Genomic DNA, 16963 nt, shown 5'->3' with positions numbered 1-16963 from the left:
ATAGCCGACGATTCCTCGAGGCCCACGTTCGGCCCGCGGTTGCCGATATGCACCGACTACCGCGGACTGAAACCTCGATACTCGTTTCAATCCGGGGCCCGAACGGTCCCGTATGAACGTCGCGATCGTCACGGTCGGAGACGAACTGCTCGCCGGGCAGACGACAAACACGAACGCCACCTGGCTCGGCGAACGACTCGACGAGCGCGGCGTCTCGGTGGAACGCGTCACCACGGTCCCGGATCGGATCGGCGATATCGCGCGCGTCGTCAACGAGTACCGCGCCGAGTACGACGCGGTCGTCGTCACCGGCGGCCTCGGGCCGACCCACGACGACGTCACCATGGAGGGCGTCGCCGCCGCGCTCGGGCGCGACCTCGAGGAACACGCCGAGGCGCTCGCCTGGCTCGAGGAGTCGGGCTACTCGCGGGACGACCTGACCGCGGGGACGGCGGACCTGCCTGCCGGCGCCCGGGCGTTGCACAACGACGAGGGGGTCGCTCCGGGCGCGGTCGTCGAGGATATCTACGTCCTGCCCGGCGTGCCGGCCGAGATGAAGCGGATGTTCGAGTCGATCGAATCCGAGTTCGCCGGCGCGCCGACCTACCGCGAGGAGGTCGTCGCCGACGAACCCGAGAGCGCGCTGCTCGACCGAATCGCCGGCGTCCGTGAGCGATTCGACGTCAGCGTCGGGAGCTATCCGGGCAATTCGGTCCGGCTCGCCGTCCAGGGGACCGACGAGGAGACGGTCGCCGCGGCGGCCGCGTGGCTCCGCGAACGCGTCGAACTCGCCGAGTGAGAAGGCGATCGGCCGTCGGTAGCCGTCGGGAGCGTTACCGGTAGAGGTACGCGAGCCAGACGATCGTTACGAGGAGGCTGAGGACTAACGCGCCCCAGCCGACGACGTCCATCGGTAGCTCCGCACCTTCCGCCAGCACGACCTGCGTGAGTGTGTCCATGCTCCGCGGTCCGTCCCCAGCCCCCTTAACCTTTCAGAAAATCGGCGCGTCGTTCGGCGCGCGTTCGATCGCGGTCCACGGGCGCGAGCCGCGCCGTCGCGTGTCCGTCGGTCCGTTCTGGGACAGCGAGAGCCGGAAACGCGCTCGAAACACCATACGGCTTATTGATCGGCTTCGCCTACGTCCGCCATGGACTCGCTCGGTGTGGTCGTCAATCCGATCGCGGGAATGGGCGGTCGGGTCGGACTGAAGGGAACCGACGGCAAACTCGAGGAAGCGCGCCGCCGCGGGGCCGAACCGCGGGCGCCGGAACGGGCGCGCGAGGCGCTGCGGTCGCTGCATCGGCGGGCGCCCGGGGTCACCGTTTACACCGCGGCGGGGGTCATGGGCGAGCGGGCGGTCCGCGACGCCGGCTACGAACCGATCGTCGTCTACGAGCCGACGGCCGACGACGCCGACCTGGCCGACGCGACCGTTTCCGTGGACGCCGATACCGATCCGAGCGACACGTCGCGGCCGGTCGATCCGGCGACCGCCGAGACGACCGCGGCTGACACGCGGGCCGCCGTCCGGGCTTTCCTCGAGCGCGACGTCGACCTCGTCCTGTTCGTCGGCGGCGACGGCACCGCGGTCGACGTCGCCGACGTGCTCGAGGAGAGCGAGGGCGACGAGACGCCGATGCTCGGCGTCCCCGCCGGCGTCAAGATCTATTCGTCGGTGTTCGCCGTGACGCCCGCGGACGCGGGCCGGATCGCCGCCGAGTTCGATCGCGCGGCCGATCGCGAGGTCAACGACATCGACGAGGACGCCTACCGCGAGGGCGAGGTCCGCTCGCAGCTCGAGGCGATCGTCCCCGTCCCCGTCGCGCCCGACGTCCAGTCGAGCAAGCAGGTCTCGAGCGGCAGCGTCGACTCGCTGGCCGCGGGCTTCGCCCGCGAGGTCGACCGCGAGCGCACGTACGTCTTCGGCCCCGGCAGCACCGTCGGCGCGATCGAGCGAGAGTTGGAGATCGACCCGTCGCCGCTGGGCGTCGACGTCTGGCGCGACGGCGAGGTACTGGCCCGCGACGCGGCCGAAAGCGATATTCTGGACGTCCTCGAGGCGCCGGCGACGATCGTCGTCTCGCCGATCGGCGGCCAGGGGTTCGTCTTCGGGCGCGGCAACCACCAGATCTCGCCGGCGGTCATCGAGCGCGCGGACGAGATCGAGGTCGTCGCGTCGGGGGAGAAACTCGACGGAATCGACGCGTTGCACGTCGACACGGACGACGAGGCGATCGACGAGGAGCTGCGGGGCTGGCTGCGGGTGCGGACCGGTCGGTTCACGACGCGGCTCGTGAAGGTCGTCTGAGGGCTAGTTGTTTAAGGTACGTGCGATTCCGTCCACCACAATCATCCATATAACTATTCGACCCGGATATAAGGTGAATATAGTCAAGATTAAGGTCGTGTCTTTCCTTAGGATGTCATATGGAAACGCGGAAAGTGCAACGACTCGGGCCGTCGACGCTCGCCATGACGCTCCCCGCGGAGTGGGCGTCCGAACACGCCGTCGAGAAGGGCGACGAGGTGTCCCTGCGGACCAGCGGCAAGGGGACGCTGACCGTCATGCCCGAATCCGCCAGTTCGGAGGAGACGGAAGCGATCATCCACGCGGACGATTTAGACGCCGACGCCGTCGAGCGCGCGATCGTCGCCCAGTACGTCCTCGGGCGGCGGGTCATCCGTATCGACACCGAGGACGGCGCCCTCGAGTCCGACCACATTAACGCCGTCTACCAAGCTGAGACGCAGCTGATGGGACTCGGCGTCATCGAGGAGACGCCCGAGAGCATCTCGATTCGCTGTTCGGTCGACCCGGAGGACTTCACGCTCGACAACCTCCTCGAGCGCCTCGAGCGAACCGGCCAGACGATGCGCGGCGAGGGGATCAAGGCCTTAGCCCACGGCAACCCCGATCTGGCCCAGCGCGCCCTGAATCGGGAACGACAGGCCAACAAGATCTTCGTCCTTCTGCTGCGCCTGATCTTCACTGCTTACCAGAACCCGAATCTCGCCCGCGCGGTCGGACTCAACAGCGGCTTCCCGCTGATCGGCTACCGCTCGATCGCGAAGAACTTAGAGCTCACCGCGGACAACGCCGAGGATATCGCCGAGATCGTCATCGAGACCGAGGGCCACAGCCTGAACGTCGATAGCTCGGTGATGCGCGACATCCGCGAACTGAACGACCTGGTCGACGAGATCACCTCGATCGCCGTCGAGGCGGCCGTCGAGCGCGATTACGACAAATCGAATCGGGTTCGGAAGATGTTCCACGACGTCTCCAGTAAGGAACAGGAGATCCTCGACGAGCTTCCGGAGATGTCCAACGAGGACCTGCTGCGGGTCCGTGAGGTGCTCGTCAGTCTCCAGCAGACCGCCCAGTACGCCATGCGAAACGCCGAAATCGCGGCCAACCTCGCGCTCAACGAGGAGTCCGAGCACACGACGATCAACTGACGGCGAGTCTCTGGGCTCGCCTCGATCGGGTTTCGGTTCGAAACGCTAATCGGACGCGGTATCGCACCTAGTGGCGATGCGGGAGCTTCGTCGCCGGATCGTCGCCCAGTTCGCTGTCGACCGTCGCGTCCTCGCGCTGGCCTTCGCACGGATGGCCGACGGCATCGGCAACTCCTTTCTGATCATCGTCATTCCGCTGTACGTGACCAGCGACGTCGTTGGCGGAGCGACGTTCGGACTGGGCGAGTCGATGCTCATCGGCGTCATCCTCTCGCTGTTCGGCTTTCTCAACAGCAGTTTCCAACCGTTGACGGGTCGACTCTCGGATCGGACGGGACGGCGCAAGTCCTTCATCCTGATCGGGCTCGCCGGCCTCGCGGTGACGAACGTCGCCTACGTGTTCGCGGATACGTACCTCTCGCTGCTCGTCGTCCGCGGGCTACAGGGGGTCAGCGTCGCCTTCATCATTCCGGCGTCGATCGCGCTGGTCAACGAACTCGCGACGAGTCAGGATCGCGGCGGCAACATGGGCGTCTACAACACGTTCCGGCTCGTCGGGTTCGGTTCCGGTCCCATCGCAGCGGGCGCGCTCGTCAACCTGGGCCCCTACCGGCTCCCCGCGGACGTAACGCTCAGCGGCTTCGACGCGGCCTTTTACCTCGCGACGGTGACGGCGCTGATCAGCTACGGGCTGGTGACGCTGCTCGTCTCCGATCCCGACGCGACGAGTGCTAACGCCGGCGCCGACCTCTCGATCGATATCCGGGATCCGTCGGGCGAGCACCTGCTCGATCCGATCTTCACCCTCGGGGTCGTCTCCCTGTTCATGGCCGCGGCGATCGCGCTGTTCGCGACGATCCAACCGCAGGTCAACGCCCGCCTCGAGCAGGGCTCGACGTGGTTCGGCCTCCAGTTCGCGGCGTTCATCCTCGCGCAGGTCGCCCTGCAGACGCCGATCGGCCGGGCCTGCGACCGGTACGGCCGCCGGCCGTTCATCCTCGCCGGGATGCTCTTCCTGATCCCGACGACGTTCGTCCAGGGCTTTCTCGCGTCGTCGGCGCCGATGTTCCTCGCCCGTCTCGGTCAGGGCGTTGCCGCCGCGATGGTGTTCGCGCCCGCGCTCGCGCTGGCCGGCGACCTCGCGGGCGAGGGCGAGTCCGGGTCGAAGCTCTCGATTCTCACCATGGCCTTCGGCTACGGCATCGCCGTCGGCCCGCTGACCTCCGGCGCGCTGATCGGCTACGGCTTCGAGACGCCGTTTCTCTTCGGGACCGCGCTGGCCGCCCTCGGGGCCGTCCTCGTCTACACGCAGGTCGAGGAGACTCTCGAGTCGACGCGGTCCGTGCCGGTCGTCGGCGACGATTGAGCGGCGGTCGACCGCGCGACCGCGATCACGCCGCGGACGCAACGCAAAAGTAGCGGATACGCATACGATGCGACGATGACGCTCTCGGAGGAGGCCACAGAACGGTTGGCGGACGTGGTGGAGCTACAGCCGACGAAGAACTCGGAACTGCAAGAGCGGTGGGACATGGAGAGCGGCAGCGAGGTCCACCAGTACCTCGAGAACGAACTGGGCGACTACTACTTCCGGGACGATAACAGTCTGATCCGCGCGACGGCGGAAGCGAACGACCTCGTCGACGTCGAACCCGGCATCGAGAGCGACCCCGACGACGAGGGCGTCCCCTCCCGTATTCGGGTGCCGGAGCTCCAGACGCAGATCGTCGCCGTGCTGGCCGGCCCCGAGGAGGAGTCCGAAAGCGTCGTCTCGGTCCTTCACAAACTCCGCGAGGAGTTCGACGTCGATCCCGAGGCCGAGGACGTCCGCTCGGGGCTCCAGAGCCTGCGCCGCAAGGGCGTCGTCGAAGTCGAGTACCGCACCGTCCCCACGTTCCGCCTGACCGTCGACCGCGAGGAACTCGAGGTCGAGAGCTCCGAGTAAGGGCTGATCAGTCACAATCAGCGAGTTACAGTTGCGGTCAGTCGTGCCGAGATTGAAACCGAGTTCTCGGTCGATACTCGACTCGAGGTCTGCAATCCGTTTCCGAGTTCACCGGTGCTATGGGCAGAGCGTACGTTTTGAACAGTATACTCGAGACGAACTGAGACGAAACGAAGTGTCGTGCTATCGTGGCAACAGGGAGCGCCACGCCCTCCCCAGCCGATTCGCTCACTCACTCCGTCTGCTCACGGGCGCTTCGCGCCCGTTCGCATGGTTCGCGGGACCTCCGGTCCCGCGCTATTCGTTCGCTCATCCACTGTCAGAGCAACCTCTGACAAGCCTTCGCTCGTGAAACTCGCGAAGACCTCGCACGGTTTCAGCGACTGCCTTCGCTCTCGCTCAGGCAGCCGCAAGCGCGCGTCACCGTACACGGTTTCTCGGACCGGAGCACAGTGTCCGGAATCGCACTTGTACCGAGATTCGCGAGTTAGACACTACAGTCCCGGTCGGTGCCGTCGACGCCGATCCTCGAGCAACCGTTTGCACCGTTTTCCGGGGCCGCCCTCGATCGGCCACCCTCGAGTCCGCCAGACGGGTGGTTCAGGCTCGAACTCGGCACAGCCGCCGGAACACTCCGCGGCCGTCTGGCATCGGCCCTTCGCGGCGCAGTAGGGCTCGAGTTGCAGGCCGTCCCGCGAGCGCAACTCGAAGTGCCGACAGTCGGGGCGCATGGTGTCGGCGAACGAGCGCCAGCCGCGTTCGTAGGCGCGCTCGGCGATCTCGAGGCGCGTCTCTCGCTTCGCGTCCGGATCGACGTACTCGAACCGCGCCGCGGAGCCGTCCCGGCGACCGCCGTCGGGTCGCTCGAGAATCCGCGTGCCGGGGTCGTCGACGGCCAGCGAACGGGGATACCACGTGACTTCGGCGGCGAGCGTCTCGGGCTCGAGCGCGAGGATCCCTGCCTCGACGGGTAGATCCTCGAACAGCGCGCGCTCGACGGGGTCGCCCGTTCGCCGCGTGGCGACCCAGACTTCGTCGGCCAGTCCGACGGCGACGTCGTACTCGAGTTGGGCCCCCAGCGCGCGGGCGGCACTGGCGTCTAAGTCGGGCTTGTTCTCGATCGCGACGATTCGCCGGACCCAGTCGTCGGGATACGGCCACTTCCGGCGGATCTCGATGCGGTTCCCGTTCTTGCGAGTCTCGAGGATCTCGCGGTCGTCGGCCCGATGGATGGCCTCGCGGACATAGCGCCACGGGTAGCCGGGATGGGGGAGACAATCGCGGTAGTAGCTCCACTCGGCGGGGGCGTTGCGGACGACGTGCAGGAGGTCGCCGTCGAGGCGTTCCGCGCCGAAGTTCGCCCGCTCGCGGAGCGCTTCGGGGTCGCACTCGAGGACGATGGTGTCCCAGCGGCGGCGTTTCGTGCCGAGCTGTCGGGCGACGACGAACGCGTGGTCGTCACTGGCGGGCTCGTCGGGCGGCCAGGCGCGTTCCGCCCAGCGGCAGGTCCGGAGTTCGAACGCGAACTCGGTCGTGTACCGATCCACGACTCGGCTTCGGACCGCGCGAGCAAAAGCGCTACTCGATAGAACGCCGCTGACCGTCGTCTGCGAGATCGAGATCGGGTATCGACACCGGTCTCGCGGCCGCTCGAACTACCCTACTCTTCGTCTTCCTCCCGTTCGTCGAGGAAATCGTGGGCCTGCTCCAAGATCTCTCGAGGACCGTCCTGCGTGACGGTGTTCACTGCCTGTTCGTAATCGCGCCACTGGAGGTCGCGATGTTCGTTTGAAAGTTCCGCGCTCGCCTCGAAGGACTTCGCCACGAAGAGGTGAACGGTCTTGTGGATCGTCTTGCCGTTCGCCTCGAAGACGTAGTCGTAGTCCTCGCGAAAGCCGTCGAGGAGCCGGAACTGCTCGATACCTGCCTCTTCCTTTACTTCGCGGATCGCCGTCTGCTGTAGCTCTTCATCTCCTTCGACACCGCCCTTGGGAAACTCCCAATCGCCTGGGCGGCTCTTGAGTAGAAGATACTCGCGCCGGCCCCGCGTATCGCGGAAGAGGATCGCGCCTGCGCTCGTAGCTTCGACTGCCATTAACTGGGCTAACAGGTGCGACGTTAAGAGAATATCGGACTGTTCGTCCAGCGTACACGGATTGCCGTGCCGATTCGGCGGCCGTCGCGGCCGAACGCTCGCCGTTTCCGGGGCAATTGGCCCGTTTCGCGAATCGTTCGCCCAGCAGCGCGCCCGACTCGAGCGGCGCCCGCGCGCCATCTCAGCAAGCTTTTACGCGCCGGCCGTTGACGAATGGACGACTAGCCATGACCTTCGTGACCCGTCTCACGCTCCAGAGCGGCGATCGCGCCGCGCTCGACGCCATCGTCGACGACATCAAATCGACCGCCGAACGAAAGGGCGCCGCGCTGAAAGGCCCCCACTCTCATCCCCCGCAGAAACACTCCGTTCCCCAGCACTGCCGGCTCCACGCCGACGACGAACGACGATTCTCCTCGTGGAGCTACACCGTCTTCACCCGCGAACTCGAGATTCACGGTCACGACAACCTCGCACGCAACATCGCCTCGCAAAACTTCCCCGATTCGGTCCACATCGAGGCCGAGGTCGAGCAGATCCGCGGCGCCGGCCAGAGCAACTGAGCGCGCCCACGACGCGACTGCGGTTTCGATCTCGAGTCACTCTCGACCCCTTTACGATCGTTTCACCGGCCAAACGTTCCGTTAGCCGAGCATACGCCCGCATAACTACCAGCGGGTCGCTGGTGCCTCGAGACGATGACGGACGATCGATCCGACACGGCGCGACGACGGTTCCTGCAAGCGCTCGGCGCGGGAACGGCGCTGGGTATCGGTGCATCGACGACGGCCGCGGCCGGTGACGACGATCCGGAGGCGGCGCTCGACGACCCGGGACTGATAACCCTCGAGAGCGACGCCGACTTCGAGACGACCGTCGCGCGCGTCGAACCGGCCCTCGAGGAGCGAGACCTGCTGCTCGTCGCGACAATCGACCACGCGGAAAATGCCGAATCGGTCGACATGGAACTCCCGCCGACGACGCTGTTCCTCTTCGGCAATCCCGCGGCCGGGACGCCGCTGATGCGGGCGAGTCGCTCGGTCGCGATCGACCTCCCGCAGAAACTGCTCGTCTGGGAGGCCGACGGGCAGGTGTACGTGACCTACAACGACCCGCAGTACCTGGCTCGCCGTCACGACCTCGAGGGAGTCGACGATCAGTTAATGGGCGTCGCCGATGCGCTCGCGAACCTCGCCAGTGCGGTCGCCGGTACCGGACCCGACGCCAGCGGGGATTGAACGGTCGACACCGTGTCGCCCGTCCCGAGCGGTCGAGCGTGACGTGCTCGCCGCCCGCGAACCGCCCGAAGAGGTGCAGTACTTTTGACCCGTCACGACGAGGGACAGGTATGAGCACGAATGACCTCGTCTCGCTGCGCCGGGATCTCCACCGGCGGCCCGAACCGGCCTGGTGCGAGTTCTACACCACTGCACGGCTCGTCGAAGAACTCGAGTCCAGACTGGGCGACGACCTCGACGAACTCTACGTCGGCCCGGACGCCATCGCGAGCGACCACCGGATGGCCGTCCCCGACGAGGCGGAACTGACCCGCTGGCTCGAGCGGGCCCGCGAGGCCGGCGCCGACGAAGCAGTTCTCGAGTCGCTCGCGGGCGGCTATACTGGCGCCGTCGCCGTCCTCGAGCGCGGCGAGGGGCCGACCGTCGGCCTGCGCGTCGACATCGACGGGCTCCCGCGCGAGGAGAGCGACGCTTCCGACCACGCTCCCGCCGCGGAGGGCTTCCGCTCGGAACACGAGGGCGCGATGCACGCCTGCGGCCACGACGCCCACGCGACCATCGGGATCGGCGTCGCAGAGCGGATCGCCGCGAGCGACGACTTCTCGGGGACGCTGAAGGTGTTCTTCCAGCCCGCCGAGGAGGTCGTCGGCGGCGGCAAGTCGATGGCGAAGAGCGAGCACCTCGCGGACGTCGATCACTTGTTCGCGCTCCACATCGGACTGGACCACCCGACCGGCGAGATCGTCGCCGGCATCGACGGCTTCCTCGCCGTGCGCCACCTCGAGGCCGAGTTCGCCGGCGAGTCGGCCCACGCCGGCGGCCACCCCGAACAGGGGCGCAACGCCGTCCAGGCGATGGCGACCGCAGTGCAAAATCTCTACGGGATCCCGCGGCACAACGACGGCAAGACCCGAATCAACGCCGGCGTCGTCGAGGGCGGCAGCGCCGCCAACATCGTCCCGGACGAGGCTCGCATCCTCGCGGAGGTCCGCGGCGAGACGACCGACCTGATGGAGTATATGGACCGCAAGGCGCGCCACGTCGTCCGCAACGCTGCCGAGATGCACGAGTGCGAGGTCTCGTTCGGTGTCGGTGCCGAAGCGCCGAGCGCGACGAGCGATCAGGCGCTGGCCGATATCGTCGCCGACGTCGCCGACGAGACCGCGGGCGTCGAGAGCGTCCTCGAGCGCGACGAACTGGGCGGCAGCGAGGACGCGACGTACCTCATGCGGGCCGTCCAGGAGAACGGCGGCGAGGCGTGTTACGTCGGCATCGGAACCGACCACCCCGGCGGCCACCACAGCGCGACGTTCGACGTCGACGAGGCGAGCATCGCCCACGGCGTCGACGTCGTCTCCGGCGCGATCGAGCGGCTCGGACGCAGACGACCCTGAACGCGTAGAGGGCCGTCTTCGACCCGATAGAGCGCTTGTGGCAGCTCCGGCGATGATAAAACGGATCGAACGGTGTCGATCGACGGTGGACGGCTCGGCGCCGACACCGTCCGATCAGTGGTCGCCGTCGTGATCGACGACGATCTCGAGGTCGAACGGCTCGTCGACCGGGGCCGATTTGGGCTCGAGGTAGCCGACCGCGAAGGCCGATGAGACGGTTCCGGCTTCGGGTTCGACGTCGAACGTCGCGACGACGTCGCCGTCGTTGCCGTCGGTCGCGGGCCGGACCTCGAGCGTGTACATGTCCGCGGGGACCTCGACGGCGGCCGCGTCGCCGAAGGCGGCGCCCTCGAACAGCACCGTCTCGCCGTCGCCGGCGGTGACGTCGACCGCGGGGGCGTCCGGCGAGGCGTGGACGAGACGAATGCGGGCCTGATCGCCGGGATCGCTCAGATCGTCCTCGAAGACGGCCACCTCGAACGGCTGGTTCTCCTCGGCGAGTTCGCCCACCGCGGCGACGGTGTAGTCGCCCTCGCCGACCTCGAGGTCGTCGTCGAAGACGACCGTGTCGGGATCCCCGGCGGCCGTGATCTCGACCGCGTAGGTCCCGGGCTCGAGTGGGAGGTAGTCGCTGACGGTCCGGTAGGGGACGTCCTCGAGGGCGGGATCGCCGTCGACCCAGACATCGACGTTCGGCGCGTCCGGGGAGAGGTGGGCGACGCGGACGTTCCCCATCGCTTCGTCCATGTCGTCGCTCTCGGACTCGTTGTTCATGTCCTCGGTTCCGTTGTTCATTTCTTCGCCGTTCGACCCATCGTCGTCGGACATTTCCTCATCGTTCGAGTCGCCGCCACCGCCCGTACAGCCGGCGATCGCGACGATCCCCGTGGAGCCGATCAGTGACAGTGCGCGTCGGCGTGTGTGATTCTGTGCCATCGGTACTACGTATCAGATCGCTGTGAATCATGAATTTCCCTAACAGAGTAGGTTTTTGGCCAATACCGATTTACGTCATGAACCCATTCACATCCTCACGTAATCCGTTTTGTCAAACGAGCTAGGTGGGTTCGCTCGAGCTCTCCGGCCGGGAGTGGCCTCCGAGCATCGCGAGGAGGCCACGGCTCAACGGAAGACGCTCCGCGTCTTCCGAGCATCGCGGAGGCTTCGCCTCCGCTCAACGGGGAAGGGCAGGCTGTCGCCGTTATCGACCGCGAGCGAGGCCGGAGGCCGAGCGAGCGGGCCGACGACCGATGTGGAGAGCGCGGCGCGGAGCGCCGCGTATGGCGAACGGCGCGAGCCGTGAGCCGGGACGCGGAGCGTCCCGGAACGGAGGGAGGAGTGCTTTTCATCAAAGCTGAGCGGGATCTTCGATCCCGCGAGGTCGTCGGCGCTTCGCGCCGACTGCAAGCGATTCCGAAGGAATCGCCCAGTCCAAAAGAGCGCTTCGCGCTCTTTTGAAGATTTTGCCGAGTGCGGTCGCGAAGCGACCGCACGCAGAGCAAAAGTTTGGCGCTAGTACTTCGGCTCGGCGCCGGTCGTCTCGTAGACAGCCTCCATCACGTCGTCGCGGCGCTGTTGCCAGTGCTCGAGGGCGGCGGGATGGGAGGGGTAGTGCTCGTAGAGCTCGAGCAGTTCGTCGGCCCGCCGTTTCGTTCGGAAGAGGTTCCAGATCGTGCCCCAGTGGTCGCGGCTCTTGTAGAGGCTCTCTGCGGCGAGCTTCGGACCGATGCTCGTGCTGCCCGAGTATAGCGCCTCTGCGAGTTTCTCACCGGGCATCGCGGCGAGCAGCCCCATCAGGTCGTCGACGTCGACGGCCGTCGAGAGGATGTTGTAGACGTCCAGCGCGGCGTAGCGCGCGCCGAAGTGGTCCATCACGCGCTCGTTGTACTCCCAGAGGGCCTTCTCGCTGACGTCGCCGGTCTCGAGGCCCTCGACCGCGGCCTCGGCGGCGTACTTGCCGGCGTAGGCCGCGCCGGCGATGCCGCCGCCGGTGGTGGGGTTGACGTGGCCCGCGGCGTCGCCGACGGCCATGTAGCCCGGGTGAACGGCCGAATCGTAGGGTCGGCGGGTAGGAAGGGCCGCGCCGAGTTTGTCCTCGACCTCGGCGCCCCGGAACTCGGAGCGGTTCTGGAGGTCGCGTTTGAGGTCGTCGACGAGCTTCATCGGCTCCTCGGTCATCTGGAAGCCCAGTCCGGCGTTGATCTCGGTCTCGGTCCGCGGGAAGTACCAGAGGTAGCCCGCGGCGCGCTCGGTCGGCTTGAACACGAGCGCGTCGTCCCACTCGACGGGTTCGTCGACGTGGACGATCTCGCGGTAGGCCGAGCAGAAGTGGCTGTAGTTGACGTTCGTGTCGAACGTCGACGCCGAGAAGTCGACGTGGTCCTGCAGGACCGACAGCGAGCCCGCGGCGTCAATGACGACGTCGGCCTCGTAGGTTCGGGGCTCGCCCTTCCGGATCGCTTCCACGCCGGTGACCTGCCCGTCGTCGGCCTGCGTGACGTTCTTCACGACCGTATCGTAGTGGAACTCGGCGCCCGCGTCCGCCGCGCCCTCGATGATCAGGCGACCGTACTCCCAGCGGTCGATGACCGCCAGTTCGCCGGGGATGGGGATCTCGAGGACGGTGTCCTCCTGCGGGATCTCGAAGCGGCCGTGATCGACGCCCGTGTTGGTGAAGGCGGATTCGATCTGCGATTTCGGAATCGACTCGGGGAAGGCGTCGGCGCCCTTCAGGGCGTCCCCGCAGGCGATGTGACCGGCTTCGTCCTCGGTCTTGCGCTCGAGGACGACGACGTCGTACCCCTCGCGTGCGACGGTCGCTGCGGCGTAACACCCTGCGGTCCCCGCACCGACGACGACCACGTCCGGCGAGTAGGTCTCGGACGCGGCGGCCGTCGACTGCTCCTGCGTACTCATACTAACAGTGTCTACACCACGGGGAGAAAACGTTTTATGTGTTATTTGTCGGCATCATGAGGGCAAACCCGGGAGCCGACGACCCGGTGTCCGTCCGCGTTCGGTCGCGAGACGGCATCGACGGTCCGGACGGGTTCCGCCGCGCGAGTCTCGTTGCTCCTATCACGACGCGGAGGGGAATAAAGAGTTTTAGTGAGGTCGTCCGTATCGGATGCTATGACTGAGTACACGGTCGAATTCGTCGGGACGGGCGAGACGATAACCTGTTCGGACACGGAGACGATTCTCAGCCGGTGTCTCGAGGAGGGCATCGCCCAGGAGTACTCGTGTCGCGTGGGGATGTGTCTGGCCTGCTCGGCGGAGATCGTCGAGGGCGAGGTCACCCAGCCCGCGGCCCGCGGACTGACCGAGGAAGAGGCCGAGAACTACGCGCTCACCTGCATGGCGCGCCCGCAGTCCGATCTCACACTCGACCGCGGCAAGTACCCGCCGAGCATCGAGAGCGACCTCGAGGCCGACGGCTCGAACGCCGGCGCGACCGCGGACGACTGACCGTTCGCGACGGTCACACCCGTTCCTTCTCGCGCAGTCGCCCGACGAGCGGGACGCTCACTCGGCGACCGCGCAGTTGTTCGGCCCGAGTTCGAGTTCGAACGCCGTCTCCTCGTCGACGTCCTCCCGACCGAGGTTCGCCGCGACGATGCGCTCGTGGTTGGACGGTCGCGGCGGGAGGTCGCTCGTGGCGTACTCGACGAAGGCGGCTTCGTCCATCGAGAACGCCGCGAGTCGGTCGCGCACCGAGCCGAGACGGGCGGTGTAGGTCCCGTTCTCGCGCGGGTCGGCGGCGTCGCTGTAGTGGCCCGGTGCGATGGTCGTCTCGTCCGGGATCCCCTCGAGTCGTTCGTTCAGCGTCTCGTATAGTCGTCGGGCAGCTTCGGACGCCCCGTCGTCGCCGCGTTCCAGGTCCGGCCGGCCGACACCCTCGAGAAAGAGCGTGTCGCCGGTGAACAGCACGTCGCCGAGTCGATAGGAGAGCGACTCAGTCGTGTGGCCCGGCGTCGCCACCGCGGTCAGCGTCGCCGAGCCGATCTCGAGTTCGTCGCCATCGGAGAGGGACGTTGCGTCGAACGCGAGGCCGCGATCCCGAGTGCTCGCGGGGAGGACCGGTTCCGCGTCGGTCCGCTCGGCGAGGGCGCGGACGCCGCTGACGTGGTCGGCGTGGACGTGCGTGTCGACGGCGTACCGGAACTCCGCGCCCCGATCTGCAGCATCGTCGACGTATCGATCGGCGAACGCGCGGAGCGGGTCGATCACCGCCGCCTCGCCGTCGCTGTAGATCGCGTAGGCGAGACAGCCACTCGAGGGCCGGTCGTACTGGACGACCGTCGCGGGCGCGTCGACCTCGAGTTCGCGGGCGAGGGAGAGGTCGGCCCAGGCGTCCATCCCGCCGGCGAGGTTGCTGGCGTCGATACCGGCGTCCCGGAGGAGCCCGACGGCGTGGGCGCTGGCCTCCCCGCGTCCGCAGACCGCGACGATCGGTTCCTCGAGGTCGTCGACGAGGTCGGTCACGCCGCCGGTCGCCTGGGCCTGGATGAACTTCATGTGGGGAATCTGGACGGCCTCGACGCCCTCGCCCTCGAGGTGCCAGCGCTCGAACTCGTCGCGGTCGCGGACGTCGAGGACGGTCAGCTCGTCGCCGGACCGCAGTCGGTCGGCCAACGTCTCGGGGTCGATCGAGGCCTGTTCGTCGGCCGCCGCCGCGGACTCGCTCCCATCGGTCATGGTCGTCGGTACGCCGCCGCGACGGTTAAGTCGTGGCTCGCAGTGGGTTCGCCGGCCCCGCTACCCCGTCAAACCGCCACCAACGTTCAACACGATCCGTGGTGTCGAAGGGGTATGAACGCCGACGAATTCAGGGACGCGGTCGAGGAGTCGATGGACAGCGAACTCGAGCGGCTCGGGTCGTCCAAACTGCTCGTCGCGCTCACCGACGCCGATTTGACGGCGGAGACGGTCCTCCGGACGGTCGCCGACAGCGAACGCGCCGCGATAGAAACCTTCGAGGGCTGGGCCGACGACGAGGGCCACGAGGGTACGCGAGCGGCGTTCGCCGAGTTCCGCGAGCAGGAGCGCGAGCACTACGAACGGGTCGCGGATCTGCTCGAGGGCGAGGCCGACGCCGACGCGACTGGCGGACCGATGCACGAGACCCTCCGGTCGCTCGAGGACACGTCTTCCCGCCTCGGCGGACTCGTCGGTCGGTCGATGGTCGGCGAGCGGACCCACCTGCAGGTCGTGAGCTTCTTCGTCAACGAGGGCGACGAACGCCGAGCCGATCAGTTCCGGGAGCTGCGAAGCGAGACGGCGGCACAGGGCGACCGGGCGCTCGAGTTGCTCGAGGACGTCTGTGACGAGGACGGAGACTGGGACCGCGCTCGAGACGCGGCCGAAGAGGTAATCGAGGCTGCGTACAACGCGTACGCGGGCTCGCTGGATGACTTAGGAATCGACCCGAAACCGATCTGCTGAGGCGGGCACGGCGGTCGGTCCCGGAGTCCGACGGCGTGTCCGCTCGGACGTATTTTCACTGTTCTCGCTCACAGCTCACGGCCACGAAACGCGAGTACAGACGACTAGAAGTGGTGAAGATGGACTCCCTCCCGATCCGCTCTGCGGTCGAACGGCTCGCGGTCGCGATCAGTTGACGAAGTCGATGTCGTCGCCGCCCGCCTGGCCGGTCATCTCCGGCTGGACGGTCTCCTCGTCGGGCCGGCCGTAGATCTGAGGCGATTCGACGCCGGTGACGACGATCATCGTCCGCATGCTACCCTCGAGTTGCTCGTCGATCGAGGTCCCCCAGATGATGCGCGCGTCGGGGTCGATCCGGTCGTAGATCTCCTCGACGACGCCCTCGGCCTCCTCGATGGCCATGTCGTTGCCGCCGGTGACGTTGACCAGCGCGGAGCTCGCGCCGGAGATGTCGACGTCCAGCAGCGGCGATCTGAGGGCGGTCTTGACCGAGTCCTCCGCTTTCGCCTCGGAGTCGGACTCGCCGAGGCCGATCATGGCGACGCCGCCCCGTTCCATGACGGTGCGAACGTCGGCGAAGTCCAGGTTGACGAGGCCGGGTTTCGTGATCAGTTCCGTGATGCCCTTGACCGAGCGCATCAGCACCTCGTCTGAGACCTTGAACGCCTGGCGGACGGGCAGTTTGCCGACGGAGTCGAGCAGGCGGTCGTTGGGGACGACGATGACGGTGTCGCTCACGTCGCGCAGGCGCTCGAGGCCGGCTTCCGCGTTCGTCCGCCGAACCTCACCTTCCGCGGTAAACGGCGTCGTGACGATCGAAATCGTCAGGGCGCCGGCCTCGCGGGCGGCCTTGGCGACGACGGGTGCCGAGCCGGTACCAGTCCCGCCGCCCAGCCCCGCCGTGACGAAGACCATGTCGGAGCCGTCGATGGCGTCGTAGATGTCCTGCTGGCTCTCGAGGGCTGCCTCCTCGCCGACCTGCGGGAGCGACCCGGCGCCGCGGCCGCTGGTCTTCTCTTTCCCCATCAGGATCTTGGTGTCGGCCTCGATCTCGACGAGGTGTTGCACGTCGGTGTTCGCGGCGACGAGTTTCGCGCCGTGGATCCCCTCCTCGTGCATGCGGTTGACCGTGTTCCCGCCGGCGCCGCCACAGCCGACGACGGTGATATCGGTTTGGAGGTCCTGGAGAACGTCCTCGAGTTCGTCGTCGGTCATCGTTCCTGTCTGGTGGCCGTCCGACGCGTCGCCGCCCGCGGACTGGTCGTCCTGAAGCGGAGCGTCGTCGGGGACTTCGGACTGCTCCCCGGTTTCGGCCTCGTCGATCGCATCGTCGATGATGGAGTCCATTCTTGGCACTGTCTAGAAGATGGAGCATAATTACCTTTC

The 16963-nt window shown here is 67.1% G+C and carries 17 protein-coding genes; 10 read left to right on the top strand and 7 right to left on the bottom strand.

All coding sequences use genetic code 11. The annotated features are described in order from the left end of the window. Window positions 1–112 precede the first annotated feature (112 nt). Window positions 113–799, top strand: coding sequence for a competence/damage-inducible protein A (locus HTUR_RS06820; RefSeq protein WP_012942582.1), 687 nt, complete (start codon window positions 113–115; stop codon window positions 797–799). Window positions 800–833: 34 nt separating this feature from the next. On the opposite strand, the gene HTUR_RS28425 is transcribed toward HTUR_RS06820, so the two are convergent. Continuing rightward, a complete protein-coding gene (locus tag HTUR_RS28425) occupies window positions 834–959 on the bottom strand; it encodes a hypothetical protein (RefSeq protein ID WP_012942581.1) in 126 nt (41 codons plus the stop codon). Between the two features lie 189 nt (window positions 960–1148). Here HTUR_RS28425 and HTUR_RS06815 point away from each other — a divergent pair, with 189 nt between their 5' ends. The 4 genes from HTUR_RS06815 (at window position 1149) to HTUR_RS06800 (ending at window position 5405) form a co-directional block, all read left to right on the top strand. Then, entirely contained in the window at window positions 1149–2309 is a 1161-nt protein-coding gene (locus tag HTUR_RS06815; RefSeq protein ID WP_012942580.1) for an ATP-NAD kinase family protein, read from the top strand. 119 nt (window positions 2310–2428) lie between these two features. Then, entirely contained in the window at window positions 2429–3460 is a 1032-nt protein-coding gene (locus HTUR_RS06810) for a phosphate uptake regulator PhoU (RefSeq protein ID WP_012942579.1), read from the top strand. Between the two features lie 76 nt (window positions 3461–3536). Next, window positions 3537–4826, top strand: a complete 1290-nt coding sequence (locus tag HTUR_RS06805; protein WP_012942578.1) for an MFS transporter — start codon at window positions 3537–3539, stop codon at window positions 4824–4826. A 75-nt stretch (window positions 4827–4901) separates the two neighbouring features. Beyond that, window positions 4902–5405: a DUF5797 family protein gene (locus HTUR_RS06800; protein ID WP_012942577.1), complete on the top strand. Its 504-nt coding sequence runs from the start codon at window positions 4902–4904 to the stop codon at window positions 5403–5405. Window positions 5406–5899: 494 nt separating this feature from the next. Here HTUR_RS06800 and HTUR_RS06795 read toward each other — a convergent pair whose 3' ends face one another. Both HTUR_RS06795 and HTUR_RS06790 read right to left on the bottom strand, forming a co-directional pair. Continuing rightward, entirely contained in the window at window positions 5900–6952 is a 1053-nt protein-coding gene (locus tag HTUR_RS06795) for a DUF5787 family protein (protein ID WP_012942576.1), read from the bottom strand. 113 nt (window positions 6953–7065) lie between these two features. Then, complete coding sequence (locus HTUR_RS06790) at window positions 7066–7500, bottom strand: bis(5'-nucleosyl)-tetraphosphatase (RefSeq protein WP_012942575.1); 435 nt, start codon at window positions 7498–7500, stop codon at window positions 7066–7068. Between the two features lie 227 nt (window positions 7501–7727). On the opposite strand from HTUR_RS06790, the gene HTUR_RS06785 reads away from it, so the two are divergent. From HTUR_RS06785 to HTUR_RS06775, 3 genes are all read left to right on the top strand, one after another. Next, a complete protein-coding gene (locus HTUR_RS06785) occupies window positions 7728–8063 on the top strand; it encodes an uS10/mL48 family ribosomal protein (RefSeq protein WP_012942574.1) in 336 nt (111 codons plus the stop codon). Between the two features lie 135 nt (window positions 8064–8198). Further along, on the top strand, window positions 8199–8738 hold the full coding sequence (locus HTUR_RS06780) for a DUF302 domain-containing protein (RefSeq protein WP_012942573.1): 540 nt from the start codon (window positions 8199–8201) through the stop codon (window positions 8736–8738). 110 nt (window positions 8739–8848) lie between these two features. Continuing rightward, a complete protein-coding gene (locus HTUR_RS06775; protein WP_012942572.1) occupies window positions 8849–10132 on the top strand; it encodes an amidohydrolase in 1284 nt (427 codons plus the stop codon). A 114-nt stretch (window positions 10133–10246) separates the two neighbouring features. Here the strand turns inward: HTUR_RS06775 and HTUR_RS06770 are convergent, their stop codons facing one another. After that, window positions 10247–11068, bottom strand: a complete 822-nt coding sequence (locus tag HTUR_RS06770) for a DUF4397 domain-containing protein (RefSeq protein ID WP_012942571.1) — start codon at window positions 11066–11068, stop codon at window positions 10247–10249. Between the two features lie 576 nt (window positions 11069–11644). Then, window positions 11645–13048 (bottom strand): geranylgeranyl reductase family protein, encoded by a 1404-nt coding sequence (locus tag HTUR_RS06765; RefSeq protein WP_012942570.1) that lies wholly within the window; start codon window positions 13046–13048, stop codon window positions 11645–11647. Window positions 13049–13264: 216 nt separating this feature from the next. On the opposite strand from HTUR_RS06765, the gene HTUR_RS06760 reads away from it, so the two are divergent. Next, complete coding sequence (locus HTUR_RS06760) at window positions 13265–13600, top strand: 2Fe-2S iron-sulfur cluster-binding protein (RefSeq protein WP_012942569.1); 336 nt, start codon at window positions 13265–13267, stop codon at window positions 13598–13600. Between the two features lie 57 nt (window positions 13601–13657). On the opposite strand, the gene HTUR_RS06755 is transcribed toward HTUR_RS06760, so the two are convergent. Continuing rightward, window positions 13658–14830, bottom strand: coding sequence for an MBL fold metallo-hydrolase (locus HTUR_RS06755; RefSeq protein WP_012942568.1), 1173 nt, complete (start codon window positions 14828–14830; stop codon window positions 13658–13660). Window positions 14831–14944: 114 nt separating this feature from the next. On the opposite strand from HTUR_RS06755, the gene HTUR_RS06750 reads away from it, so the two are divergent. After that, window positions 14945–15577: a hypothetical protein gene (locus tag HTUR_RS06750; protein ID WP_012942567.1), complete on the top strand. Its 633-nt coding sequence runs from the start codon at window positions 14945–14947 to the stop codon at window positions 15575–15577. A gap of 168 nt (window positions 15578–15745) precedes the next feature. Here the strand turns inward: HTUR_RS06750 and ftsZ are convergent, their stop codons facing one another. After that, window positions 15746–16924, bottom strand: a complete 1179-nt coding sequence (gene ftsZ / locus HTUR_RS06745) for a cell division protein FtsZ (protein WP_012942566.1) — start codon at window positions 16922–16924, stop codon at window positions 15746–15748. Window positions 16925–16963: the final 39 nt, after the last annotated feature.

The sequence above is a fragment of the Haloterrigena turkmenica DSM 5511 genome (genome assembly GCF_000025325.1).
Lineage (GTDB): Archaea > Halobacteriota > Halobacteria > Halobacteriales > Natrialbaceae > Haloterrigena > Haloterrigena turkmenica.
This window is presented reverse-complemented; position numbering and strand designations above follow the sequence as displayed.